Source organism: Tritonibacter sp. SIMBA_163, assembly GCF_046535935.1.
Classification (GTDB): domain Bacteria; phylum Pseudomonadota; class Alphaproteobacteria; order Rhodobacterales; family Rhodobacteraceae; genus Epibacterium; species Epibacterium scottomollicae.
In genome coordinates, this window is record NZ_JAWJBP010000012.1 from 1 (window position 1) to 24,321 (window position 24,321).

The following is a 24,321-nucleotide window of genomic DNA, read 5'->3' on the forward strand; positions in this document are numbered from 1 at the left end:
CCGAGATCGAAGCCGTAACCTGAACTCAGGTGGGAAAGGGCAAACTCATCCCCGAACCTGATTTGCGCAACAACGCCTACAAACTCGAGAAACGGTATCATCAAGCCGGTTAAGACACACAAGGTTTGGGGAATGAAAATGAGTGGTCGGTGGCCCAAAAAGCTCAGCCGTTCGTGCGTATGGGGGCCAGCCACTGCATGACCGGACGGATACGTTGGATGACAATTTGTGGATCATGAAGTCACATTGTCTCTTCTTGCAATCGACGTTTCGCCGCAAAAGGCCAAAAACTTGAGGGCCAGAAATGGCGAAAAAGAGAAGACGGGCGCATCTTCCAGATTCAATTACTGATGACCCAGATTTATTTAGCGAGTTCAAAGTGAATCTATCTGAGGCCGTTGACGGTGTTTTGGGGCAGTCCTCGAGGCGGAGCGCGGTTTGGCGCCGCAGGCGGGTATATTGATCCTGACCTATTGCAGCCTGTCCATCCTGTCTCTCAGCACCTATTCCGCGTTGGCCCATGTTCTGCGCATCTGGTTTATGACCCAGGCGAGATACGACAGGCTTCGGGAGTCGTTCTGTTGGGTTTTGCGGTCAAGCTTCTCACCGACTTGAGCTAGAGTAATGAAATACGGCCTTTTGCTCCTGCTGGGGGGGGAGCTGCCAGCCCCCGATACGAAAAACTGGCCCGAAACTATATCAGTTCGGCAAACCTCGTCGGTGCCATCAAATGGTATAAATGAATGTCAACACAACCAAGTCTGGGTCCTGCCTAAAATGTATTTCTTAACGGTTAATGCAACAGTCGCCTTCAAGGGATGTTGCTGGAGCGATCGTCAGCTAACCTTGTACATCATGGATGACTTCGGGTTGGGCTAAACCTGTTCCGGAAAAACACATTGGAAAGCGCCATGCCTTCAGTTTGTAGAGGATGTCAAGATCATCCTGCGGCAAGGCAAAGACCGCCCCTTTTGTGGTTTTATATGACGGAATAAACCGATCTGATGACAGCAGTACGAACTGTTTGCCATCATGTTGCGATGCGCAGATATGGGTGACCCAATAGACAATTTCTTGATCATTCAGGGTTTCGCGATGGATGGCGTCGATATCGTAGTTATACCCGCCTGCTTTGATACGGAACTGGGCGATTGAACCGCCCCGGGCTCGCTGGAGGCTGATTGCAGTTAGTTACGCGGCTCGTTCCTCATTTTCCAGAGCAGCATAGAAATTGGCCTCTGCTTCTGTCGGCGGAATGTTCCCGATAGGCTCAAGCAGACGGCGGTTGTTAAACTAGGCCACCCATTCGAGTGTTGCGTATTCCACTGCCTCGAAGTTGCGCCAAGGGCCGCGGCGGTGAATGACCTCGGCTTTGAACAAGCCGTTGATCGTATCGACCAGGGCGTTTTGCGCATTCAAATGATCCGCCGGATCATTTGATCCGCTGCGCGGACCTGCTTGAACTCGTAACTGTCTCCGACGCTGCCGACAGAGGGCTCGATACCAGCTTTTCCCAACCGCTCTGTGTATTTGATCGATAGGTATTGGGCGGATTCAACCGGTCGTCGCAACACCCCTTTGATGGAGGTGTAGATGACAATAACAGGCAGACGAAAGTCCGAACGTTCGACTCGGGACAAATTAAACTCTCCAGGAAGGCCGCCAGTCTGGCAACGTGAGAATCTATGCCGGTTCTGGCGGGCCGTTGCAGAGGGGCTATCCAGTGAGGATGGTGCCGTTGAAGCCGGTGTCTCTGTCCCTGTTGGAATCCGATGGTTTCGGAGTTCTGGCGGAATGCCTCCCACACATCTTGCGCCATCGGCGCCCTTACCGAAGAACCGTAGCCTTTCCTTCGCAGAACGTGAGGAAATAGCTTTGGAGTGCGCGAGGGGCACAGGTGTCCGTGCCATCGCCCGGAAGCTGAAGAGATCGCCCAGCACGATCTCCCGAGAGATCAGGCGCAACTCGGCAACCCGTGACGGAGACTTCGACTACCGTGCGATCAACGCACAATGGCATGCTGATCGTGCGGCTAGGCGGCCGAAAGCTAGCAAGCTCACGCTCAATCCCGCCCTGCGCGACTACGTGCAGGATCGGCTGTCCGGCCTCATCGCTACACCAGACGGCATCGCCTTCGATGGGCCTGTTGTGGTATGGAAAGGGCGGCGGGCGGTTCACCGGCAAAGCCGTCGCTGGTCGTCTGCCTGGAGCGCGGAACAGATTGCGCAGCGCCTGAAGGTGGACTTCCCCGAGGATCCGACGATGCGCATCAGTCACGAAGCCATTTACTAGGCTCTCTACATCCAAGGACGCGGCGCGCTGAAGCGAGAGCTCTCCGCGTGTCTGCGGTCCGGCCGCGCTCTCAGATTACCGCGCAAACGCGCACGCAATCGCGGCAAGTCTTTCCTCACTGATGCGTTGATGATCAGCGATCGTCCGGCAGAGATCAGCGACAGGGCGGTTCCAGGTCATTGGGAGGGGGACCTCATTCTCGGACTGGGTAGTTCGGCGATCGGCACGCTGGTTGAACGCACAACCCGCTTCACCATGCTCCTGCACCTGCCACGCATGAAGGGGCACGGGACAGCCAAACCAGTCAAGAACGGACCTGCCTTCGCCGGTCACGGTGCCGAAGCGGTCCGCGATGCCATCGCAGAGACGATCAGTAGCCTGCCTGTCCACCTGCGTCGCTCGCTGACCTGGGACCAACGCACCGAGATGGCCCAACACGCGCAGCTTCGTATCGATACCGGTCTCGAGGTCTACTTCTGCGACCCTCAAAGCCCATGGCAGCGTGGCAGCAATGAGAACACCAACGGTTTGCTCCGCGAGTACTTCCCCAAGGGGACAGACCTCAGCAAACACGGCGTCAACGAGCTAAACGCTGTTGCCCATGCTTTGAATACGCGACCACGCAAAACTCTAGGGTGGAAAACACCAGTTGAAGCTATCGACCAGCTGCTCAAAAACGATAAGATAGAAACTGTTGCGACGACCGGTTGAATCCGCCTTGGCTGCCGCGGTCGGAGTGGTGAACAAGCCCCATCGCCTTTGTCGGCCGCCGCTCGTGAACAGCCTGCTCCAGAGCATCGAGAACGAACCCGGCATGCGCCGAGGTGCTGAAACGCCAACCAACGATCTTGCGGGCATAGGCATCGATAACGAAGGCGACATAGGCGAACCACTTTCCAAGTGGCGACATAGGTGAAATCGCTGACCTAAAGCATGTTGGGCGCGGGCACACGGAACTGCCGGTTCACCTTGTCCAGCGGGCATGGCGCCTTCTTGTCGGGAACCGTGCAGCGGGCGACGTCAAAACGTTCCCGCAGCAATTGCCGCCAGACCTTCCGCACGCCATAGACCCGCCAGTTCTCTTCGAAAACACGCAGGATCTCGGGCCGCAATGCCTGGTCACGCCGGGCACGGTCCGACAATCGGGCCGGATCAGCCCGCTTCGCCAGGTGCTCATAATACGTGGAAGGGGCAATCGGCAGGACAGTGCAGAACGGCTCGACCCCATGCTCACCGCGATGCATGTCGATAAAGGACACCATCACTTCGACCGGCGGTCGAGCTCCGCCATCGCAAAATACGCCGATGCCTTGCGGAGGATCTCGTTCGCCTGACGCAGCTCGCGGTTCTCCCGCTCCAGCGCCTTCGTTTGGGCCTTCAAATGATCCCCCGGATCATTTGAGCGCTGCGCGAACGACCCGCACTGTCGGCGACATCTGTTGGGACGCCCGCCCGCTTGCCGCAGTCGACTTCTGCCTTCTTGACCCACTCATTCAACGTGTGCGCCGAACAGCCGATCTTCGCGGATATCGACGTGATCGCCTGCCAGCGGGAACTATGCTGGCCCTGGTTGTCCAGCACCAGCCGCACCGCACGCTCGCGGACCTCAGGAGAATATTTATTTGTTGTCTTGCTCATTGTGGCTTCATCCTACTCAGGAGTTGAAGCCTCCGGCAAACCCGGGGCGGTTCAGATTGTGTCTTTGGTCCACCTGCGCGGTAATCCACAACAGAACCGGCCCCTGTTCGGTCAGCTTGGATTTCAGGAAGTTCCTGCCGCGCATATCCAGGACAAACGCACCGTTGCGCACCAGCCAATCTGTAGCGGTTTCAAGGCGTTCGATAGTGGATTTTTCCAAGGAGCTGGGATTTTGCGCATGTATCGTACTGGGTTCCAAGAGGAAGAGTGAAAGGGCCATCTGCCAAAGGCGCCGTTGCTGCATCTAGTTTCCCCAATGTGTTGTAGCGATCAAAGCCAGCGTATTTATGACCCAAAAAACGATCCGGACTGAAAAAGTTGAACGCGACCTTATTGGCAGCTGAGTTGTCAAGGGCTTCGGTTGTCTTGCTATTGACCGCTTCAAACTGGCCAGTTTCCAACGCAGCGAAAGGTTGCGTCGAACTACCGATGCGCGGGGACCGCTCTACCAACGCTGAAACCGGTGACTTTGGTCTCGCAGAACAGGCCCGCCGTGACAAGATACGGCGACTTGTCTGATTGATATGACAACGGTGATTTTAGGTGGTGACACCTTGATTTGTCCATTGACCTTGCGGACATGGGCGCCATCTGGTTCTGGTCTTCCCATTGGGATGGCGATTGCCAACAAGCCCGTCAGTCGGCCCGCGTTCGCAACGGTGGCGTTCCGCACTTTGGTGGTGCAAGTATAGCCCGAAGGCCACTAAATTAAGGCGATCACATGGAAATCACGCTCAATATGGCTTTGTCCCGCTTCAAAAAGGACCCCGATTATGCGCCTGCCACCCTGTTTTGGAACAAGGCGCATTTCGAAAAGCTGTTAGAAAAGACGGGTTGTCGTCTGCCCACCCAGTACAAAGAACTGTTGGAAACGGCTGGCGAATTTGAACATGGGTTTGGCTATTACTTTCTGGCGACTTGGCCAGACGGCGCACAGACCAAACATGAACTACAGGTGCCGTTCCAACCGTTGCAATCTGTCATCGACAACTTCGAGATATTTCGAAAAGGCCGTGAATTTCCCGACCGCTTTCCCCATGATATGGTGTTTATCGGCACAGCAGACGCAGGCCACACCAACCTTTTGGCCAATGGCACCGACCCAACGGACAATGCCGTATATCTTTGGGAAACGGCCAGTGACCCTTGGGGGACAGGCAACAACACTCAGGGTCTGGCCCGCTGCGCGGATACGTTGTTCGGGTTTCTCTACAACCTTGATGACTGGGACAACCTGTAGCGGTGTTTCAACTCTCGAAAAATGGCACGCGACGTATCGCGATGCCTGGCCTGACATGCTGGTCGAGTTTACCCTCACTCGCAGAGCTTACTGCGCTTGGCCATGATGATATGAAGTTCTTGGGCAGCACGAGACTTGCCGTCGGTGATGGCGCTGCTTAAAACCCTAATATGTTGAAACTGTCCGCTATTTTTTTTGTTCTTCTTATCGCGCTTGGCGTTGTGGGAGAGACTATTCTTCCATTCTATGGTGGCGACAGAGAGTTGGCAGCGCGAGTCTCAAAAGTTAGTTTTGTTTTGCTGGGTGGAATTGCCTTTGCTTTTGCTCAACCGGCCATCTGGGGCTGGTTTATTCAGGCGGTACAGAACGCCATTCAGCGCAGCGGGACCAAATCCCGTATGGCGCAAACCATTATGCGGCCCGGACTCAAGTCCACCGCGCGGTCCGCTGGGCTGGGTTTTTGCTGTTTCTTTTTGATTATGACTGCGGTTTTGGCATTTCAGCTTTGGCTGCAACGCTGATAAGATAGGCCTTACTGAGAGTGGCTTTGATGATGTGACCGCCCCCCGACGGCATCAATGTGCCAAGGTGGGTCTGCGATGATCCACAAAGGAGGACGGTCATGTCGGAGATTATCACGGTCGGGCTCGATCTGGCGAAGAATGTGTTCCAGGTGCTTTACGAACGGCTGGGAGAGGTTGGTTACTTCTATGCCATCCGGCTCCCCGCCAATAGTATCCTGCGGGAGAAGATCGAGCATCGGCCGCCCCAGCCCGCGGGGCGACCCTCCCAGACAAAGGTCAAACGGCTCTACGAGGACTTTCAGTATCAGGCGGCGTCCTGGTACAAGCAGCGCCTCGCCATCGCCAAGATCGAATGGCATCTGGGCGAGCTGTTCCCGCGTGTCGGCTTCATCGTCACCAACCAGCCGATGGAGCCGGATTGGGTAGTGCGGTTCTACAACCGGCGCGGCACGGCCGAGCAGCACATCAAGGAAAGCAAGCACTCCTTCCACTGGACGCGGCCTATCATGCCGGGAGTTCCGCGACAACAAGGTGCGGCTGCAACTGCACGCGCTGACCTCCAATCTGGCTACCTTCTTGTGCGGCATTGAGCTACCCAAGGCCATGACCGATTGGTCGTTGACCAGACTGCAGCTCAAGCTGATCAAGGTTGGGGCGCGTGTCGTGCGTCACGCCCGCACCATCACTTTCCAGCTGGCCGATTTTGCCGTCACCGGTGCGATGGTGCGAGCCATCTTCGCCGCAATCCACCGACTGCGAGCTCTCCAGTTATGCGCGTGAAGGCGATCTAGGCGCAAGTTGAACGAAGGCGGCAGGCCACTTGGGGAATATCGGGTAAGATCAAATGGCGGGCATTTGTTCGGGGTTGGACTGTTCTCGCTACTATCGAATCATCTATCCCGTTGTGCAAGCGGGAGAGATGAAATGCCGCCACCACTGGCGGGAACGACGGACAAAAAACCGCCGCAAAAGCCAAATTGTGTCCAAAAGACATGCAGCCTCCTACATATTTGCGAAATCTTAAATGGTGCCAGCGCCTTCTATCCTGCAGGTTACGCCACTCCGACAGGATCGCACCATGTTTCGCACCAACACCATAAAGATTTCTCGTAAGCTGCCCCTCTTCTTCGCAGGCTTTTGTGCTGTTACCGGCGCTTTACTGATCGCTGCTTCGCTCTTTGAGTTCAGGGGGTTTGCCAAAGACACCACAGAGCGCCAAATGGCGTCCTTGCTGGCAGACAGAAGCGCGTCAATCCGCCGAATGATGAGCGGGGTAGAGGCAGATCTGGTGTCGCTGGCGCGCTCGCCTGCCACAACCTCAGCCCTTGCTGCCTTTGAAGAGAGCTGGTCCGCGTTGGGACCTGACGCGGGCACCACGCTGCAGCGCGCCTATATCGCGGACAACAGCCACCCGGTGGGTGACAAGCATAAATTACTGCGAGCGGACGGAGACGCGGCCTATCATGACGCCCATGAAACCTTTCATACCGGGCTTCGCACGCTGATCGAGACCAAGGGCTACTATGATGCTTTTCTGATCAGCCCAGCGGGCGACATTGTCTACTCCGTTTTCAAAGAAATGGACTACGCCACAAATCTGATCGATGGCAGCTATGCGAATTCCAACCTGGCGGACGCATTCCGTGCGGCGAATGCAGCAGAGGTCGGCGAGGTGATCTTTGCCGATATGCAACCCTATGCCCCCAGCAATGGAGCGGCAGCCGCCTTCCTGGCCACCCCGGTTTCGGCCCAGGATGGAACACCACTTGGTGTGGTTGCAGTGCAGGTGCCAGTTGATCTTTTGGGTCTGATCACCAACAACGCCGACGGCCTTGGCGAAACCGCGCAGGTCTACCTTCTGGGCGCAGACCGGAAAACGCGGACCACATCTCGGTTTGAAGACGGTTTCCAAGTTCTCGAGGCGCTGCCGGACAATGAACAGGTGGCGCTGGCGCTCGATGGCGAGCGCCATTTTCTGGACGCTGCAACCGGGATCTCGGGTCATCCGGTTTATGCCTATTCGCAGCCTCTCGGTCTGGACGTCGCCAACTGGGCCTTGGTTGTGGAACAAGACGTCACTGACATCATGGCGCCATTGCGCCAGAAAGCCTGGATGCTGGCTCTGATCGGGTTGGCAATATGTGGGGTGATGTCCATTTTCGGCTGGCGTATCGCGCGCTCGATCACCCAACCGCTGCATCATATTTCCACGGGTATGAACACGGTGGCTGCTGGCGATCTCTCAACCGAAGTTGCCGAGGCGCAGCGTGGCGACGAGATTGGCGACATCGGCAAGGCGCTGCTGTCGCTGCAGGATGACTTGCGCGTGGCGCGCACCGCCGAAGAGGGCCGCGCCGAACAGCAGCGCGAGCAGGAGGTCGTCGTGGAAAATCTCAGCACAGGTCTTCTGCGCCTGTCGCAGGGGGATTTCTCGGCCACGATAGATACGCCTTTCTCCGGCGAGCACGAGAAACTGCGTACCGATTTCAACACGACCGTGACCAAGCTCAACGATACACTTGGTCAGGTGGTGACCGCGATCGAGCGCATTCGCAACGGCGCGGCGGAGATCAATCAGTCATCGGATGATCTGTCGCATCGCACCGAAAGTCAGGCTGCCACACTGGAAGAAACAGCCGCTGCGCTGGAAGAGATCACCGCCAGCGTCAAATCAGCAGCCGACGGCGCGCGCAGCGTCGAACAGATCACAGGAGAGGCCAAGCAAGAGGCCGAAGTGAGCGGTCAGGTGGTGCAGAATGCGGTCACCGCCATGACCGAGATCGAGCAGTCCTCCAAGAAGATCGAACAGATCATTTCTGTGATCGACGACATCGCCTTTCAGACCAACCTGCTGGCGCTCAACGCCGGGGTAGAGGCGGCCCGGGCGGGCGAGGCCGGGCGCGGCTTTGCCGTGGTCGCGAGCGAAGTGCGCGGTCTGGCACAGCGGTCTTCCGATGCCGCCATGGAGATCAAGGCGCTGATCGGTGAAAGCTCCAAGCAGGTCGATCAAGGCGTCGATCTGGTCGGTAAGGCCGGCGAGGCGCTGGAGACGATCACAAAGCGGGTGAACCATATCTCGCAGCTGATTTCTGGCATTGCCGAGGGCGCGGCGGAGCAGTCAAACGGTATCGAAGAGATCAACACAGGCATGGTGCAGCTGGATCAGGTGACGCAGCAGAATGCCGCCATGGTCGAAGAAGCCTCCGCGGCCTGCCAGATGCTGGACAGCGACGCATCCGAACTGGGCGGCGTGGTGGCGAACTTCCGGCTTGCGGGCAAACCAGTGGCCTCCACTGCGCGTACGTCCCCCCCGGCCCCAACCGCCCATGCCGACGACAGCTGGGACGTTGACGAGGGCTGGGACACCTCGGACAACAGCAGTGATGCAACGCCCAGCAAACCGACGGCCCACGGCAGCGAGGGCAGTGCGGCGCTCAACTACTACGAAGACTTCTAGGGCTCCGGGCTGGACCAGCCCTCTGCGGTCCACTGCATTCAGGATCTTGGACGTTTGACATCGAGGGTGTCGGGTTCGGTGGCATTTCGGGGTCTGTTCCGGCTAGGGGCAGGATGACATCTCTCATGAGCGTTTTTGATTTTCCCGGCACGATAAGACTACCCCGCTGGCGCGAGATGGTCAAAATCTGTAGCCTGTACAGGCGCTGGAGACGGCAGGCCGAACCGATGGTTGTCATTCTCTCATCCGCGGATTGGATACCGCCTGACCAAATTCGATACGGGTGACCTCTCTCTAAGACCGGATATTTGTCCCAAAGCGTAGACTGAGGATTTCCCTATCCATGGCCGCCATCTCCAGCGTGCTGCACAGGCAGTCTGAGTTGGCGTTCAAGCTGTGAGTGGTGTCTTTCGCGCGATATCCCAAATGAACCCAGCCAGTTCCCGGGCGATTGCGGCCAACACTCTGGGCTGCGATTTGCCTGTCCGGCTCAGGTCGCGATACCGTTTGCAAAGCCGCGTCTGAGCTTTCCAGCCAATATCCTTGATCTCCTGCGGCAGATGCGCTGAGCGCTTCAGATACTGATGTCCTTCTTTGGGAGGATGTCGGTATGACCACCCAGCCGGAACAGACCCCATTTCGGCCGATATCTACGGAGTTCGTGAGGGTGGAGAACTTGAAGAGGAGAAAGTTCCAATCGAAGATCAGTGACCTGCTCCCCGTGGAGTCCGCGTTCTTTAGTTCGCTCTGTTCAGTTTTTGGTCCACTATTGACCGTTGGTGATACTCCCACGGTGTAAGCCCGTCGAGGCTCATGTGTGGGCGGTGGTGATTGTAGTCGTCGCGCCAAGCAGAGATCAGATCCCGGGCGTGGCGCAAGTTGGCGAACAAATGCTCGTTGAGGCACTCGTCGCGCAGACGGCCGTTGAAGCTTTCCACGAAGCCGTTCTGCATGGGTTTGCCTGGTGCGATGTAGTGCCACTCGACCTTCCGGCCCTCCTGCCATCTCAGGATGGCGTTCGATGTCAGCTCCGTTCCGTTGTCGCTGACCACCATGCAGGGATAGCCACGCACCCGGGCGATGTTGTCGAGCTCACGACCAACGCGCTGCCCGGACAGGGAAGTGTCCACGACCGTTGCCAGGCATTCCCGGCTGAAGTCGTCGATGACGCAAAGCACACGGAAGCGGCGACCGTCCGAGAGGCTGTCTGAGACGAAGTCCAAGGACCATCGCTGGTTGGGTCCTTGCGGGATCGCCATGGGCGCCCTCGTTCCAATCGCGCGTTTGCGGCCGCCGCGCTTGCGCACAGTCAGCCCCTCTTCACGATAGATCCGGTAAAGCTTCTTCCAGTTCACCTTCCAGCCCTCGCGGCCAAGAAGCAGGTGCAGTCGACGATAGCCGAAGCGCCGCCGTTCGCTCGACAGTTCCTTCAGCCTCTCTCGCAGCTCGGTGTCCGCAGGTCTGGTTGATCCGCGCCGATAGACGCGCGGATCGATCCCGGCCAGGGCGCAGGCCCGCCGCTGGTTGTAGCTCTTCTCTGTCATGGCCCAGTCCACGGCTTTCCGCCTTGCACCGGGCTTCAGAAGTTTTTTCCCAGCATCTCCTTCAGCGTGGCGACATCGAGCATCTGCTCTGCCAGCATCTTTTTCAGCTTTGCATTCTCAACCTCCAGCGCCTTCAGCCGTTTGGCCTCCGACACTTCCATGCCGCCATACTTCGAGCGCCACTTAATGGGATGGATGTCTCTCCCGCAATCAGCAACGCTGCGGGTGTGACGCAGTAGAATGGAGAGAGATATGACAGTCGCATTCATTGGAATTGATTTGGCCAAGAACGTGTTCCAGTTGCATGGAGTCGACGCTAACGGACAGGCCGTATTGAAACGCCGCCTCCGCCGAGAAGGATTACTCGCCGAGATTGCTGAACTGGAGCCCTGTGTCATTGGTGTCGAAGCCTGCACAGGGGCATTTTATTGGCAGAGGCAGTTCGAGGCGCTTGGCCATACGGTCAAGGTGATCGCGCCGCAGTATGTCAAGCCCTTCGTCAAGCATCAAAAGAACGATCAGAACGATGCCGAGGCCATCTGTACCGCCTTGATGCTTCCGAACATGAAGTTCGTGCCGACCAAATCAGAAGAACAACAGGATATTCAGGCCCTGCATCGGGCGCGCCGCCGCCTCGTCAATCACAGGACCGCACTCGTGAGCCAAATGCGGGGCCTGCTGTTGGACCGCGGCATACCTATCGCTTTATCGATCGGACGGGCACGGCGGGCCATCCCAGAGATACTTGAGAACCAGACGAACGGGCTGAGCGCAATGAGCCGAGAGATCATTGGCGACTTGTTCGACTTCTTGGGACAGATTGATGCTCAGATCACAACCTTCGACCGCCGCATTGATGCAGTGTTCAAGTCCAATGAGGATTGCCGCCGGATCGCACGCATCTGCGGTGTCGGCCCAAAGACAGCGACCGCTGTTGTCGCAGCCGTGGGCGATGGCCGTGAGTTCAAGAACGGCCGACATCTGGCCGCATGGATGGGGCTGGTTCCACGGCAGCACTCAAGCGGCGACAAGAGGCTACTCATGGGGATCAGCAAACGCGGAGACAGACATCTCCGAACCCTTCTGATCCATGGTGCCCGATCAGTAGTCTGTGTAGCGCAGCGAAAGACGGACCCCTTCAGTCAATGGGTCAACAGCCTTCGCGAACGACGCGGTATGAACCGCGCTATCGTCGCCGTGGCCAACAAAAACGCCCGGATCATCTGGGCCATGCTGAACAGAAACGAAGAGTTCCGCGCCCACGCTTAAGCGCGCAACAAGGATTGCAAGAAGATCAATGAAATGAACCGACCGGCAAACTCCGGTGTGTGAGGAACCTGGCTTTTATAATGGCCTGCTGAGGCCGACCATTTGTTGAGGCTCACCACGCGGAATTCCCATTTGGGCGCACCATCGAAGGGTGACGCCGGATAGATGTTTGCAACCTGGGACCTGGCGGTGGAACAGATCAGCGAAAATCTTGCAAAGGGAGAGACATCCATAGATGTAAAACGTGCCATCGCTGATGCCGTGCTTCCGGCACAGCTCCTTGGCACCCATGCCGGCTTGGTGCTCCTTCAGAATGCCAATGATCTGCTCTTCGCTGAAACGGCTTTTCCGCATTGTCTGTCTCCTCGTTTGGAGAACAGGCTAACTTCAAACCGCGGACTTTTCAGGGGAGCAGGTCAAGACAATAGTACTTCTGATGAAGACACCCAGAATGAACTATCCCGACAGCTTGCTGAGTATGCGCTGAACGACCAACAAGCTGCGGAATTCAATGCGTTGGCGAAGAACTTTGCTCGATATGCATCAAATGAGTATCGGGTGCGTTGCAATCGGATTTTTGAGTTGGTGAAGAAAAGATCATAAATACAAGCAATACGCTCATGATTTGACTTTTGCTGCCGCCGCAATTCTATGATGCCAACCGGTTTTCATCAGAATTTTCCTTAGGAATGCTTACTGTAAACCGGCTTCCAAGACCCATCGATGAGGAGAGGCCAACGTGGCCGCCCCAATTTTCAACAGTTTTCTTGATGAAGGCCAAACCTAAGCCACTTCCCGCATTTTTCGTCGAGAGCCTTTGGAATGGTTCAAAAATAACCGATTGATATTCTTCAGGAATGCCAACCCCGTCATCAGTGACGTGGATGTATACTGATCCGCTGTCTTCTGCCGCGGTGATCTCGATAGTTCCATTTGTGTTACCGTGATGCTTGATCGCATTCCCGACCAGATTCCTCATCACTGCTTCGAACGCGATGGGATCAACGTTTATGGCGGGCATCGCGGTGGGCTTGGCGATCACAAATGCTTCAGGCGGACGGAGAACCTCCAGCACTCGCTCCAGCCTCTCAACTGGGTCAATCAATTGACGTTGCCCATCTTGCGCTCCGGTGGAAGCATACAAGAGCAGATCATCCACGAGATCCTTCATTAACACTGCTTCTTCCCGGATTAGATCTAGGTATTCACCGACCTGGTCGGGAACACGAATGCCAGCTTCAGAAAGGTCCTCTTGTACGAAATCAACAAGTGGATAGATCCGTGAAAGCGGGCTTCTGAGGTCATGTGCCGCGATTGATGCAAAGGTTTCCAGCTGCTCGTTGGAGTACTGAAGTACTTGTGCTTGTTCACGAATTGTGTCTTGCAAGGTTGCCTGCGCAGTCACGTCAACACGGATCGATGCGAAATATTCATCGCCTAAAGGGAAGTCGCGCGCTTCATATACCAATCCGTTGTTTGCCTTAACCGTTCGCCAGTTGTCATTTCCTTGCTCAACTGCGCTTATTATCTCCTCGACGAATTCCGCAATAGATTTACCGTGGGACGCGAGTGTCGCCAGTTCGGTTTGGTACGAGTGCGAGATCAACTCGCTCATCGTTGCGCCTGAATCCGCCTCATGCACGAGACTAGGGAACGCTCGTGCAAATCCAGCGTTTCGGTGAATCGCGCGCATATCTTTGTCATAGATGACGATTGCGCCATTTATTTCATCCAAGGCGCGAATAAGGAGGTCATTTGCTTTGTTGGCTTTCAAGATGCGCGCCGCCTCTCGCCGATATTGATAGATCCTCCAAGACATAAATCCTATGATTGAACCGCAGAACACCGCCGCTACAAGTGCAAACCAAAAGCCCGCTTTTTCGTACAGGTAGGTTTCTCGACCGAACCATTTCTCGCGCAGCGATGCGACCCTCTTGGGAGGAAGAGCATTCAGCAAAGCTTCGTCAAGCACCGAAACCAGATCGGGGCGCGCATTCGAAACAAGAAGACCGTAGGGCATGGACACCAAGCTGGGGGACAGCGGGACTGCAAGATCCGAAGCCTTCGCGCGGCGTAACCTTGCAGTGAAAGCTGCCTTAGCGGACACTACCGCATCGATTTCACCTACCAATAGTGGAACGATCAGATCGTCAGTCTCTTGGTACTCTACAATCTCTACGAATGGGATCATTTTGGCTGCTGTGATACCCGCACTGCCCTTGACCACTCCAACTCGCCTGCCAGCCAAGTCGAAGTTTTCAGAAGCGTCACTACCTCTAAGGATGAAAGCGGCTAGTTCAAAATTGCCAATATGGCGGGTGGCAAGAGCGCGCTCCAGTCGGTCGGGTGTTGTCGCCAAGAAGGTTGTTAGATCTGCTTCACCTGCTTCAAGCATTTCCAGAGTTCTGGCGGGGTTAACTGAATAAACGAACTCAGTTTCATGTCCTGCGGCCTTCAGAACATGGCGCACCACATCGACCGCGAAGCCCTCAGCTTCTCCCGCCGCATTCGTGAAGCTATATGGGTGAAAGTCACCGTAGGTGACTTTAAGGTTTTCTGCCTTGGACGCGGGTGTCGTGACCAAAGCAGCCAGCACTACATTTGCTAAGGTGAGCAACATACTTCGAACGGAAAGATTCTGACGCATTCATCACCTAAAACCTTAGTGTATTCAAACGGGTACAGATGGGTTGTAAACTTGGGGTTAACGGCGTTCAAGGAGTGCACTGCTTTGGCAGGACTTTTCGCACGTTGGCATGAGTGGTTGCCACGTATGTGATCGTCTGGCGAAGATGCTCTGGTAATCCCTCAATCTTAAGGGGGTGCGGAGGTAGAATTTTCTCGGCAGGATGAACGAGGGAATTCCGATGAAGAAGACCCGTATCACAGGAGCCCAGATGATAGGCGCGCTGCGCCAGATGGAGGGCGGTCTGCCTGCAGCCGAGCTGTGCCGAGAGCACGGCATGAGCAGCGCCACGCTGTACAAATCGTGGGCCAAGTATGGCGGGATGGATGCCAGCTTCATCACCGATATGAAGACTATGGCCGAGGAGATGCGGGCCTTGGCGCAATTGCAGCGAAAGAGCGCTCAGTCCGCGTCCCCACCGTTCGAAAGTGGTTGGCAGCTGCATGTGCGGCGAAGGTCAGCTCTTAGTCGTGCGATTGCGGCATGCACCGCTCGCCATGTCGCCAGATCTGCCAAGTTTGCAAAGGGCGCTATCTGCGCTTCGCTGCCCCAGGTGCTGACCGCAGCATCAGCCAGGGCCGCCACCGCTTGCTGAACGGCGGCTTTCGGGAAATCTGTCGCGACTGCAGCAATGCCCCCGCTGCCCCTTGCATAAATGTCGCGTTTGGGCTGGCCTGATGTCATCTGGCACCGGGCACGAGGTGCGGTATCCCTGCAACTCGGCGCCGCGCCGCCGCAAGTCGGCAGTCGAGACCTTTGCGGTCATTGCTCGACATTTGCATTGCAGGTAAAAGCTCCGGCATTGAGATCAGTTGAAGGCTAAACGTATGAAAGCCCTATCCATTGTTGCCCCCAGTGGAGCCAGAATTGCGCGTGGCGAAAAAACACTAGAGGTTCGGCGATGGTTTCCAGATCTTCAGCCTGACGAAGATCTCCTGATCGTTGAAAATTCTCGTTTTCTGCACATGGACGGCGAAGTGGATCAAGATGGGAAAGCGGTTGCCATCGTGAGGGTTGCTTCTGTGAGGCCCTTCTGCAGCACAGACATCGCAGCGGCTTGCGCCAGCTACTACGAAGACGGCTGGCTGGCATGGGGACTCACGAACATACGCCCGGTATCATACTTGCTACCCGTGCTCGCGGCGAGGGGAATCTATGAAGTGCCCATCGATCTGCAAATGCTGTGAACGCCCACTTCGCCCCGCTGCGTAGAACTTCAGACGGCTAAAGACTTCTGTCACGCGGCGAAAGATGGCTTCGTCCGCTTCCCTTCCGTTCGACCGTGGTTGGTGGCTGCATCTGCAGAGAAGGTCTGTTCCCTCCATTGCTCGTGCAGCATGAGACCGTTGCCCAGGTGGCAGATCCTGAGACTTTGCAAATGTCGCTACCTGCGCTTTGCTGCCCTTGGAGCTGACCGCAGCATCAGCTAGGGCCGCCACCGTCTGCTGAACGGCGGCTTTCGGGAAAGCTCTCGCGCTCGCAGCAGCGCCTTCATTGCACCCTGTATGAATGTCGTGATGGGCTGACTGGAGGCATCTAGTAGCCGGCGCAAGCATCTGCCATGCCAAGATCTGGGTGCCGCATCGCCGCAAGGCGGCTCTGAGCCCAGAGCAGAAGTTCACTTCATGACCGCATGCGATCCCGCAACAGGTCCATAAGCTCCCCGTCGCGTGGAAGGTTTGCGCCCTTTCCTTCTTCGGTCAGCCAGTAGAACTGGCCCGGTGCCACGCTGGTGGGAAGTTCGTAGTCCATGCCTTCCCATTCATCCTCGCGGAAAGAGTAAAAGGCCCAATGACCTCCGCGTTCCTCGACAGCGTCCATCACATCGGTAAGGTACTTGCTACAATCGGCCCAAAGTCGCATGCAGCCGAACTCGGCGGCGACAACACGTGTAGGCGGTCGCCCCTGTTTTTCTGCCCAGTTGAAGGCAGCGCCGATATGGGAGGCAACAGTCTGCCGGTTCCAGCTCTCCTCGCCACCGGCATATTCTGTAACTACCCCCGGATAGCGGAGAGGCACATCGCGTTTCATGTTTGGTGCGCTGGTAGCGGCATAAGGTTCGTACATGTGGAAGGCATAGAGCACCCGGTCGTCCGACAGCGCCCTTGGCCACGCCGCCAGCGAGCGCGGATTGGCGAACCAGCCGCCATCCACCATGACTGGCGTCAGCAAATCTACTTCGCGAATTTCGGCAATGACCTTGTCATAGAAGGCTGTCAGGTCGCGAGTGCCCCCGGCCTGTGCATTCTGCCAATCGTGCAACGTCTGGTCGGAACCGTTCTCCACACCGCCTGCCATCTTTTCCGGGGCGGGTTCGTTCAGGATATTGTAGGCCGCGACTGCCGGGTGATCTTTCAACGCTGCCGCGAGGTCGGCCCAGAACTGCGCCGCCTGGTCCTGATAGGCCGTATCCTCCCACAGCCGGTCGTCGAACTCGCCGCCATTCTGCTGCGACCAGCGACCACCCGGCAGGGTGAGCGGGGCAATGACCACCTTCAGGCCGACCGCATGGGCGGCGTCAAGTTCAGCGCGTAGCACTGCGAGATCTTCGGGGATGAGGCCGTCATAATCGTCCGCATCGCCGATCAGAAAATCGCGTTCCTGGCCTTCCCACTTGCTGAAGGTCAGCCGCACCCAGGCTGCGCCGGTATCCGCCAATGCCTGAAAGTATGCTTCGTCTTTGGGCGCCGCATTGAAGACATTGCCGCCCTTTGCAGGGCTGTCCCAGAAGGACATCAGGTCGGCGGCGGTGGCGGGGTGCACGAACGCGGTAAAGACGGCGGCAGAGCGGAGAAATGTCTTGAGGGACATGAAGGCCTCATCGATGATAATTTGTCGGGGCAGTATTCTCGTGCACCGAGAATGGCAATCTGGTCGCAACGGCAAGCGATCTGGCAAGCGGAGTTCCGCTTCGTCCGCTCAGCTGACCTTGACCTCCGGTCTCAGTGCCAGTTTGGTGTGCTGGCGAGGCGAACGGCGGGTGAGAGCCCATACCTACCAACGATGCGGCTTTTTCTTCCAAGCTATTCTTAGTAGCCTCACCGCATGGCCATACCAACGACAAAAGACGAGCTGATCTCTGCAATCAACGAGCGTTACGTCAAACTTGAAGCCGCATTGGATGCTGTTCCCACGGACATAGCTGACGAAAAAAGCATGGATGGACATGCGAAGGGTACGGGCATGAGCGTCAATAATCTCGTGTCATATCTCATCGGCTGGAATGAACTTGTTCTGAAGTGGTTAGATCAAGACGCCCAAGGAAAAGACATTGAATTTCCTGATGTTGGCTACAAATGGAACGAGCTTGGTGCGCTCGCTCAGAAATTCTATCGAGACTATTCAGCGAGCAGTTTTGCTGAAAATCGCAAAAGGCTCACTGTCGCCAAGGACCAGCTGGTATCAGAAATCTCTAAGCGAACCGATGATGAGTTGTATGGGTCAGCCTGGCACGGGAAGTGGACCAAGGGTCGAATGATTCAGTTCAATTCTTCATCGCCATATGAGAATGCCAGAAGCCGCATACGCAAATGGCTAAAGTCAAAAGCGGGCTAATAGAACGGCAGCTCCGTCCCGCGAACTGTGAATCCGCGTCCCTCTTGTTTTTGGCAGTCGCAGCGAATCGCAGGTTCGACGGGCCGCATCGCAGCATTGCTAGGTATCGGCCAACGGCAGGAATGGGCCGATCAGGTTCCGAAGGGCGAAGACGGTTTGCAACTTTGCAGCGGCGGCTTCCTGCGCTTCGCTGCCTCTGGAGCTGATCGCAGCATCAGCCAGGGCCGCCACCGCCTGCTGAACGGCGGCTTTCGGGAAAGCGCTCGCGCTCGCAGCAGCGCCTTCGCTGCACCCTGCATGAATGTCGTGATTGGGCTGCTGGCGTCATCTGGCAGCTTGAATGTGGTGCGGATCCGCTGCACCCTTGCAGCCGCACCGCCGCAAGTCGGCTTGGAGCCCATTTTTGCCAATTTGTCATAGCGCAGCTAACGTCCAATTTGCGCCGATCGTCCAAAAATTAAGAAGCTTGCTTGCTTATCTTTGTTTCGACTTTGTATTTCTCGTGCAGTTGCTCGAGGCGCGCAACTGTCGAAGCACTAAACATGTGTCGTCGCCGAAAGTCCTCGTCCAACAACCCCAAGCTCTTGGTTAAAAAATCGGTGCTGTACCTAAAAATCTCCGGCCTATCCGACGCAAATTCCTGAACAGCCTTTTCCGCGCGTTCAACGACGGCGTTGATGTCTTTGATGGTTTTGTACCGAGAGCTATCCAAGTCGTTGATAAGAACATCCTGCCAAGCTTCAGAAACGGGCACCCCTGGAAACCGCTCTTCAGAATATAACTTCAGTGTATGGTGATCGACAGGTTGACCCAAAACACCGTCATCGCGTTGAACAGCATCCTGCAAATCTTCAAGGTATTCGAGCTGTTCCGATTTTACATTGTCGAAAACTGACTGTGCAATCTCCATCAATGAAGATACGTTGTTTAGGCTGCGCCTGAGTGGACGGGGGACGGACGCCTCATTTTTATAGACAAGTTTGTGACTGATCTTGGACCAAGCATCTTGCAGTACGGTTCTTATTTGTATCTCGCAGCTTAGATCACCAAGCTGGCTATATCTTGGACCTTGGAAACCTTTGCCCAGAGTGACACTCAGGTGCCTTCCCTGATAACCCATCAGGCTGTCCCCAAGCATCTCAGATTTGTCCTCTGATTCAATGATCGACATATTGCTTGCCACAATTCCTGCAACTCTTTCCAAATCCTGCTCAAACAAACAAACTACCCGAACACCTGCTAGATCGACAGTGTCGCTCATGGGACTAGAGTAGAGCTTGCGGTCGATTTTATCGGCGAAGCTGTCCAGCGTCTTAACTCGACCAACAATTTCTGAATACTCAACCCCATCAGCGTCGAGGTATTGCTCAAGAGCAAAAATTATCTCGTCTACTAGTTTCTGGTAGAGAGGTCGAGCGGCTTCAAAATCCCTCAAGGAATTTTCCTTCGCAATCTCAATGTCCTTAATTTTCGACATTACAGGCTTCTCCAAAATTTTTTTCAACACACTAAGGGGCGCAACAAGCTTTGGGAAGCGCGCAAAGTAACTGATACTACAAGATGTCGAGTTATGAGCGATTTAATAACCCTAGGCCTTGTAAATCAGCGCAGTCAGCCGTTTTCCAAAGCGGCCGTTGAGCTTGTGGCGGCTTTGTCCCGCTTCACCGACCTTCGTCCTCCGAAAATGCTGCGCCATAGACGAACGGCCGGTTTGGTGAAGCTGCGGCGCGGAAGCGGCGTGGTAGGTAGAAGGCGGCTCTGGGCCGCTAGTTTCTGGCGCAGGTAAACGAGCTTATCGATATACGCAGTCTTCTGGGTCAGAAATGCTTGACGTTTGGGTCAGAATTGGAAGACGCAGCCCTACCGTTCCCTCAGGTTTTGGCCGTTGATTGAGTCAAAGGTGTTCGACGTCCCACACTTGTTGAACGTCAGACGAAATTGACCTAGGCGTCATAAACTGACCCAATCCACTGTTTTTGCCGTGTGGCTTGTTTCGTTGATCTGACCTTCCTTTTGGAAAATCAGCCACGTGGCGAACGCAGGAGGGGGCGAGGCAATGCTATTCGACCGGGTTGGTGCGGCCCGCAGGCGCAGCCGAGGACACGGCCCGGTCTAATAGAATTGCCCGAGGGGGAGGGTAGCACCCTCTCCCTGACGGCCAGGGGCGTTTGGCTCGTCCAAATCCCGCTGGCCCACAAAACAGAAGCGGCGGGGCCACCAGCCCCGCCTCCGTGTTGCGGTCATACAATATTGAAAACTGAGTTCACAGGTTTGGGACTGAACCGCTAGTGCTGATACCCGCATCAATGACCGTATCCAGCCCGAATACGACATGCATGCAAGGTGCAGCGATACCTTTGCTGCAAGCGCGAACGATCTCCTGAGAGCGGACCTTCAAACAGCTCCGATGACCAGGGCGATGCCGCGCTCAGCTCAGATGTCAGCAAAGCGCAGATAGCGACCTTTGCAAAGTCTGGCTTTCGCCCATGGAACACAGCCTAAATACGCTGCGTTGCCATGTGAGGACCGGTCATTGGTGGGCGCCGCGGCGGAATCTCGGGTAGAAAGGCTGCTATGGTGCAGGTTTCTCCGACGTCATGCGGCTGCTCGGCACAAGGGCCAAGTGTTTAAGCATCGCGCGAGGTGGGGTGCCTCACTCACGCAGCCTTTTTCTGTCAGTCGCATCCTGCGCGCTTAGGCGTTAGACTAGCTTGAAGCGGACGCTTTACTTAACCCTTTGTTTGTTCTCTATTCCACCACAACTCCTAGTAAGGTTCGTAGTGATGAAAAAATTTCCTTGGAAGTCCAGCTTTCGTAAACTGCCGTCGAATTTTCAATCCAACCTAGACAACATTGAGTCTGACTTCGTGAAAGTCGCTGCGACAAAGATCATTTCAAGAAAAGAAATCGGTGATGGGCTCTATGCGCACGTTGGTCTCCGTTGCGAGAATGACGCGCTTGTCATTGATGAACCTTCTATTCCGCTTGTGGGAACTGGGAAATGGTCAGATCGAAACGCCCTCGGTTGGGACAATAAGCGTGAGGATTGGCCTAAAGTTCACAAGACCTGGACGTTTGAAGCCCCAAACTTTGGCGATGGCGCTCGAAATGGTTGGTCTATGCGGTCACGTACTAGGGAAGTATATCAGCATCAGATATTCGAACCTCAAGGGATGACGATTGTACCTGAAATTCTTGATGATCGTGGTGACGACAAGGTCGTCGTAAAGTTTGAGATCAGTCCTATCCTGTCACGGGTGATGCCTGAATTTGACCTTATGCTCCTCTGGTCCATCAATGTTCTGCAAGAGAACACTGGCGTAGCAAATGTTTTTGCCAGCAGCGCAACTCACTCCGACTTTCTCGAGACAATCACTCTTGAGTGGAAAATTTTTCCGAGTGGGACTGTGGAAGAGGTCATTGCCCAGCTGAAGGGACATGACCTCGCACAGAATCAAGTTGACTTTGAACGTCATGTACAAGATCGCATTCTGTTTTTTGAAAACTTCAAGCCCGAAGCCTATGTTCGTGGCCAGGGTGGGTTTGGCTCCTATTTTGGTGCCAAATTTTCTGATAATTTTGTAGTGTTTGAAAACCTGAAATATGGCAACGCCATCTACCTCCTGTATGAAAACTGGGAAGAGGTTTCAAAAAGGTCGCGACTAGACCTTTTACGCGATAGTGATGCGCATTTTGATCGCGTGACGCATTCCGAAGGCTGGCAACTAAGGCTCAAGGCTTTGCTGCAGGACAAGCTTCATGAGTTTGGACTTGGCCCGCGACGGCGTATGCGAAAATCGACGCGCCGAGGCCGCTAATTCGCAACGGGTGAAGAGATTGGTCAACTTTAAGATTGATCTAGTGATGCAAGAGCAGCCCCACGAATGAACTTTCCCAAAAATTATGTGAGGAGTTAGATGAAAGATTGGAAATCCATCGATGATCAGCTTGCTCTGCTCAGATCTCGAGGCATGGCCATAAGCGAACCAGTTCGGGCCAAAAAGGCGCTTGAGCGGTTCGGTTATTATCGGTTGAGCGGGTATTGGTATCCGTTCAAGCAAGTGAATGACGATGAAACAATCTCGGACCAGTTTATCGCTGATACGCACATGTCAGAGGCTGTGGATCTCTACGTCTTTGACAAAAAGCTGCGCCTTCAGGCGCTGGACGCCCTGGAACGAATAGAGATCGCCTTGCAGGTGGATATGGCCTACCTCTTCGGCCGCCGCGATCCTTGCGCTCACCTCAAGCCTGATCTGCTGCAACAAAAGTTCGTGAAAAACGGGCGCTACGCAAGATGGGAAGAGCGCTATCGCGACTTTGAAAAGCGGTCTGGCAAATCCGCATTCGTGAAACACAACAAACAAGCCTATGGTGAACTGCCGATTTGGGTAGCCGTGCAAATCCTGGATTTTGGCGCGCTGTCACATCTCTTTGAGATGCTGCCGATGGACATCCAGACCAAGATCGCGGGTAAGTACGGAATTTCCAACGGTAAGTTTTTGATCCAGTGGATGCGATCCTTTTCCCAGGTACGCAACGCTGCTGCTCACCATGAACGACTTTGGAACAGCCATATCAAAGATCATGCTAGCGTTCCGGCTCAGCTCTTGGAGATTTCACAGACAGATCAGTATCAGATTTTCCGCTACTTCTGCTTGATGCGTTTTTTCCTGAAACAGCTCTGTCCGCAGTCGAAATGGCATCTCCGTTTGCGCGAACATCTGCAAAACTTTCCACTGCCCGCAAACGGAGCTGTAACGCTGAAAGACATGGGCGTGATCGCGGGCTGGGAGGACTGGAATCTGTGGAGGGAATGAGGACTGACGCATGTCCAAGGGCGAACCCAAGTGCAGAGGCGCCAGTCATATCTGTTTCATGATGTAGAGTAGCGAACTTAAGAAAACAATAAGAAAAGGTAACATCAGGTAACATCAGGTAACACCCGACTGGTGCGCCTAGACACAAAAGCATTATATTTCATCAGCTTGTGACCTCACGCTCAACGCGGAGGCTTTAGAGCACCCTGATCTCCCCGCAGCGATCCTATTCATTGCGACCGGGTTTGACCTTGGTGCAGGTCGCAGCACAAGCGGAAGTCGACAAGGCTTTGCGAATGTCGGCATTCGGTAAATGGGCCACGGGCTTTTGCGACTGCAGCAGACCTATCGCTGCGCCTTGTGCGAATGTCGTGATTTGGGCTGGCTGGCGTCATCTGGCGGCGGAGACCAGGTGCGGTATCCCAGCAACCCGGTGCCGCGCCGCCGCTGGTCGGCAGTGAGCCCTTTCTGCTCGTCACAAGGCCAGCATCGGGTTAGGCTCTTGCGAAATTTGGAAGAAAGAAATCGACCCGATGCCCGACATTTATGAACTCGTTCTTTGCGACATTTCTGGTGAGCATAAACCCGTCGCAGTATTTCAATCTGAGCGGCCCTTCATGCCGCTGCACGTTGGTGAGCGCTTTGACGATCATGGCTGGGACCGCCTTGATGGCGTTGGAAAAATAGGCTCCTCAGAAGCGCCGATCCGCTATCTTGTGTTCGCAACCAAGCATGTCGTCTTCGAGATGGACGGTAAGTTGACCTATCAGTTCTGTGTTGATCTACAGCCTTATAGCGGCCCTCGATCACCGGCTTGGGGGCACCATAACCCAGTCGCGTAGCGACGTGCTCCATCGAAAGGCACATTTGTCCGCTTCCCTTCCGTTCGACAGTGGTTGGTGGCTGCATCTGCAGCGAAGGTCTGTTCCCTCCATTGCTCGTGCAGCATGGGACCGTTGCCCAGGTGGCAGATCCTGAGGCTTTGCAAAGTCTGCTCTCTGCGCTTTGCTGACCTCTGAGCTGAGCGCGGCATCGCCCTGGTCATCGGAGCTGTTTGAAGGTCCGCTCTCAGGAGATCGTTCGCGCTTGCAGCAAAGGTATCGCTACACCTTGTATGCATGTCGTATTCGGGCTGGATACGGTCATCGATGCGGGTATCAGCACTAGCGGTTCAGTCCCAAACCTGTGAACTCAGTTTTCAATATTGTATGACCGCAACACGGAGGCGGGGCTGGT

15 protein-coding genes, 6 pseudogenes and 1 other annotated feature are annotated in these 24,321 nt (G+C 55.4%); of the genes and pseudogenes, 13 read left to right on the forward strand and 8 right to left on the reverse strand.

Annotation, left to right across the window (positions count from 1 at the left end; translation table 11 throughout):
• Nucleotides 1–1,191: 1,191 nt before the first annotated feature.
• A pseudogene (locus tag R0J92_RS15640) lies at nt 1,192–1,577 on the reverse strand (hypothetical protein); the annotation flags it as partial.
• Nucleotides 1,578–1,593: 16 nt separating this feature from the next.
• Here R0J92_RS15640 and R0J92_RS15645 point away from each other — a divergent pair.
• Nucleotides 1,594–3,003 (forward strand): annotated as a pseudogene (locus R0J92_RS15645) (IS30 family transposase).
• Nucleotides 3,004–3,010: 7 nt separating this feature from the next.
• Here the strand turns inward: R0J92_RS15645 and R0J92_RS15650 are convergent.
• Together R0J92_RS15650 and R0J92_RS15655 are read right to left on the reverse strand one after the other, a co-directional pair.
• Nucleotides 3,011–3,930, reverse strand: a pseudogene (locus R0J92_RS15650) (DDE-type integrase/transposase/recombinase); the annotation flags it as partial.
• Nucleotides 3,480–3,596: a sequence feature (AL1L pseudoknot), on the reverse strand. It overlaps the preceding pseudogene by 117 nt.
• A gap of 16 nt (nt 3,931–3,946) precedes the next feature.
• Complete coding sequence (locus tag R0J92_RS15655) at nt 3,947–4,150, reverse strand: hypothetical protein (RefSeq protein WP_411052313.1); 204 nt, start codon at nt 4,148–4,150, stop codon at nt 3,947–3,949.
• 561 nt (nt 4,151–4,711) lie between these two features.
• Here R0J92_RS15655 and R0J92_RS15660 point away from each other — a divergent pair.
• The 4 genes and pseudogenes from R0J92_RS15660 to R0J92_RS15675 all read left to right on the forward strand — a co-directional run bounded on the left by R0J92_RS15660 (nt 4,712) and on the right by R0J92_RS15675 (nt 9,211).
• Entirely contained in the window at nt 4,712–5,230 is a 519-nt protein-coding gene (locus R0J92_RS15660; protein WP_411052314.1) for an SMI1/KNR4 family protein, read from the forward strand.
• Nucleotides 5,231–5,400: 170 nt separating this feature from the next.
• The gene (locus tag R0J92_RS15665; protein ID WP_411052315.1) at nt 5,401–5,751 is read left to right on the forward strand and encodes a hypothetical protein; all 351 of its coding nucleotides are present in this window, start codon (nt 5,401–5,403) and stop codon (nt 5,749–5,751) included.
• 155 nt (nt 5,752–5,906) lie between these two features.
• Nucleotides 5,907–6,534 (forward strand): annotated as a pseudogene (locus R0J92_RS15670) (transposase); the annotation flags it as partial.
• 298 nt (nt 6,535–6,832) lie between these two features.
• A complete protein-coding gene (locus tag R0J92_RS15675) occupies nt 6,833–9,211 on the forward strand; it encodes a methyl-accepting chemotaxis protein (RefSeq protein ID WP_411052316.1) in 2,379 nt (792 codons plus the stop codon).
• A 737-nt stretch (nt 9,212–9,948) separates the two neighbouring features.
• Here the strand turns inward: R0J92_RS15675 and R0J92_RS15680 are convergent.
• Nucleotides 9,949–11,024 (reverse strand): IS3 family transposase gene (locus tag R0J92_RS15680; protein ID WP_411052317.1). Its coding sequence is split into 2 segments (ribosomal slippage): nt 9,949–10,799 and nt 10,799–11,024, totalling 1,077 coding nucleotides; the frame shifts between segments, so codons are not numbered across the junction.
• Here R0J92_RS15680 and R0J92_RS15685 point away from each other — a divergent pair.
• On the forward strand, nt 11,008–12,024 hold the full coding sequence (locus R0J92_RS15685; protein WP_411052318.1) for an IS110 family transposase: 1,017 nt from the start codon (nt 11,008–11,010) through the stop codon (nt 12,022–12,024). The genes R0J92_RS15680 and R0J92_RS15685 overlap by 17 nt on opposite strands.
• A gap of 237 nt (nt 12,025–12,261) precedes the next feature.
• Here the strand turns inward: R0J92_RS15685 and R0J92_RS15690 are convergent.
• Nucleotides 12,262–12,378: pseudogene (locus R0J92_RS15690) on the reverse strand (transposase); the annotation flags it as partial.
• A gap of 295 nt (nt 12,379–12,673) precedes the next feature.
• Complete coding sequence (locus R0J92_RS15695) at nt 12,674–14,671, reverse strand: ATP-binding protein (protein WP_317387128.1); 1,998 nt, start codon at nt 14,669–14,671, stop codon at nt 12,674–12,676.
• 220 nt (nt 14,672–14,891) lie between these two features.
• Between R0J92_RS15695 and R0J92_RS15700 the strand changes: the two are divergent.
• Nucleotides 14,892–15,098: pseudogene (locus tag R0J92_RS15700) on the forward strand (transposase); the annotation flags it as partial.
• Between the two features lie 439 nt (nt 15,099–15,537).
• The gene (locus R0J92_RS15705; RefSeq protein WP_411052319.1) at nt 15,538–15,897 is read left to right on the forward strand and encodes an ASCH domain-containing protein; all 360 of its coding nucleotides are present in this window, start codon (nt 15,538–15,540) and stop codon (nt 15,895–15,897) included.
• 436 nt (nt 15,898–16,333) lie between these two features.
• Here R0J92_RS15705 and R0J92_RS15710 read toward each other — a convergent pair whose 3' ends face one another.
• The gene (locus R0J92_RS15710) at nt 16,334–17,521 is read right to left on the reverse strand and encodes a glycoside hydrolase family 5 protein (protein ID WP_411052320.1); all 1,188 of its coding nucleotides are present in this window, start codon (nt 17,519–17,521) and stop codon (nt 16,334–16,336) included.
• 234 nt (nt 17,522–17,755) lie between these two features.
• On the opposite strand from R0J92_RS15710, the gene R0J92_RS15715 reads away from it, so the two are divergent.
• Nucleotides 17,756–18,265, forward strand: a complete 510-nt coding sequence (locus R0J92_RS15715) for a ClbS/DfsB family four-helix bundle protein (RefSeq protein WP_317387148.1) — start codon at nt 17,756–17,758, stop codon at nt 18,263–18,265.
• Between the two features lie 27 nt (nt 18,266–18,292).
• Nucleotides 18,293–18,685, forward strand: a complete 393-nt coding sequence (locus R0J92_RS15720; RefSeq protein ID WP_411052321.1) for a hypothetical protein — start codon at nt 18,293–18,295, stop codon at nt 18,683–18,685.
• A gap of 37 nt (nt 18,686–18,722) precedes the next feature.
• Here R0J92_RS15720 and R0J92_RS15725 read toward each other — a convergent pair whose 3' ends face one another.
• Nucleotides 18,723–19,742, reverse strand: coding sequence for a GTP pyrophosphokinase family protein (locus R0J92_RS15725; protein WP_411052322.1), 1,020 nt, complete (start codon nt 19,740–19,742; stop codon nt 18,723–18,725).
• A gap of 1,306 nt (nt 19,743–21,048) precedes the next feature.
• Here R0J92_RS15725 and R0J92_RS15730 point away from each other — a divergent pair.
• The 3 genes from R0J92_RS15730 to R0J92_RS15740 all read left to right on the forward strand — a co-directional run bounded on the left by R0J92_RS15730 (nt 21,049) and on the right by R0J92_RS15740 (nt 23,927).
• The gene (locus R0J92_RS15730; protein ID WP_411052323.1) at nt 21,049–22,083 is read left to right on the forward strand and encodes a hypothetical protein; all 1,035 of its coding nucleotides are present in this window, start codon (nt 21,049–21,051) and stop codon (nt 22,081–22,083) included.
• A gap of 99 nt (nt 22,084–22,182) precedes the next feature.
• Entirely contained in the window at nt 22,183–23,085 is a 903-nt protein-coding gene (locus tag R0J92_RS15735) for an Abi family protein (RefSeq protein ID WP_411052324.1), read from the forward strand.
• 533 nt (nt 23,086–23,618) lie between these two features.
• Entirely contained in the window at nt 23,619–23,927 is a 309-nt protein-coding gene (locus R0J92_RS15740; protein ID WP_411052325.1) for a hypothetical protein, read from the forward strand.
• The last annotated feature ends 394 nt before the right edge of the window (nt 23,928–24,321 follow it).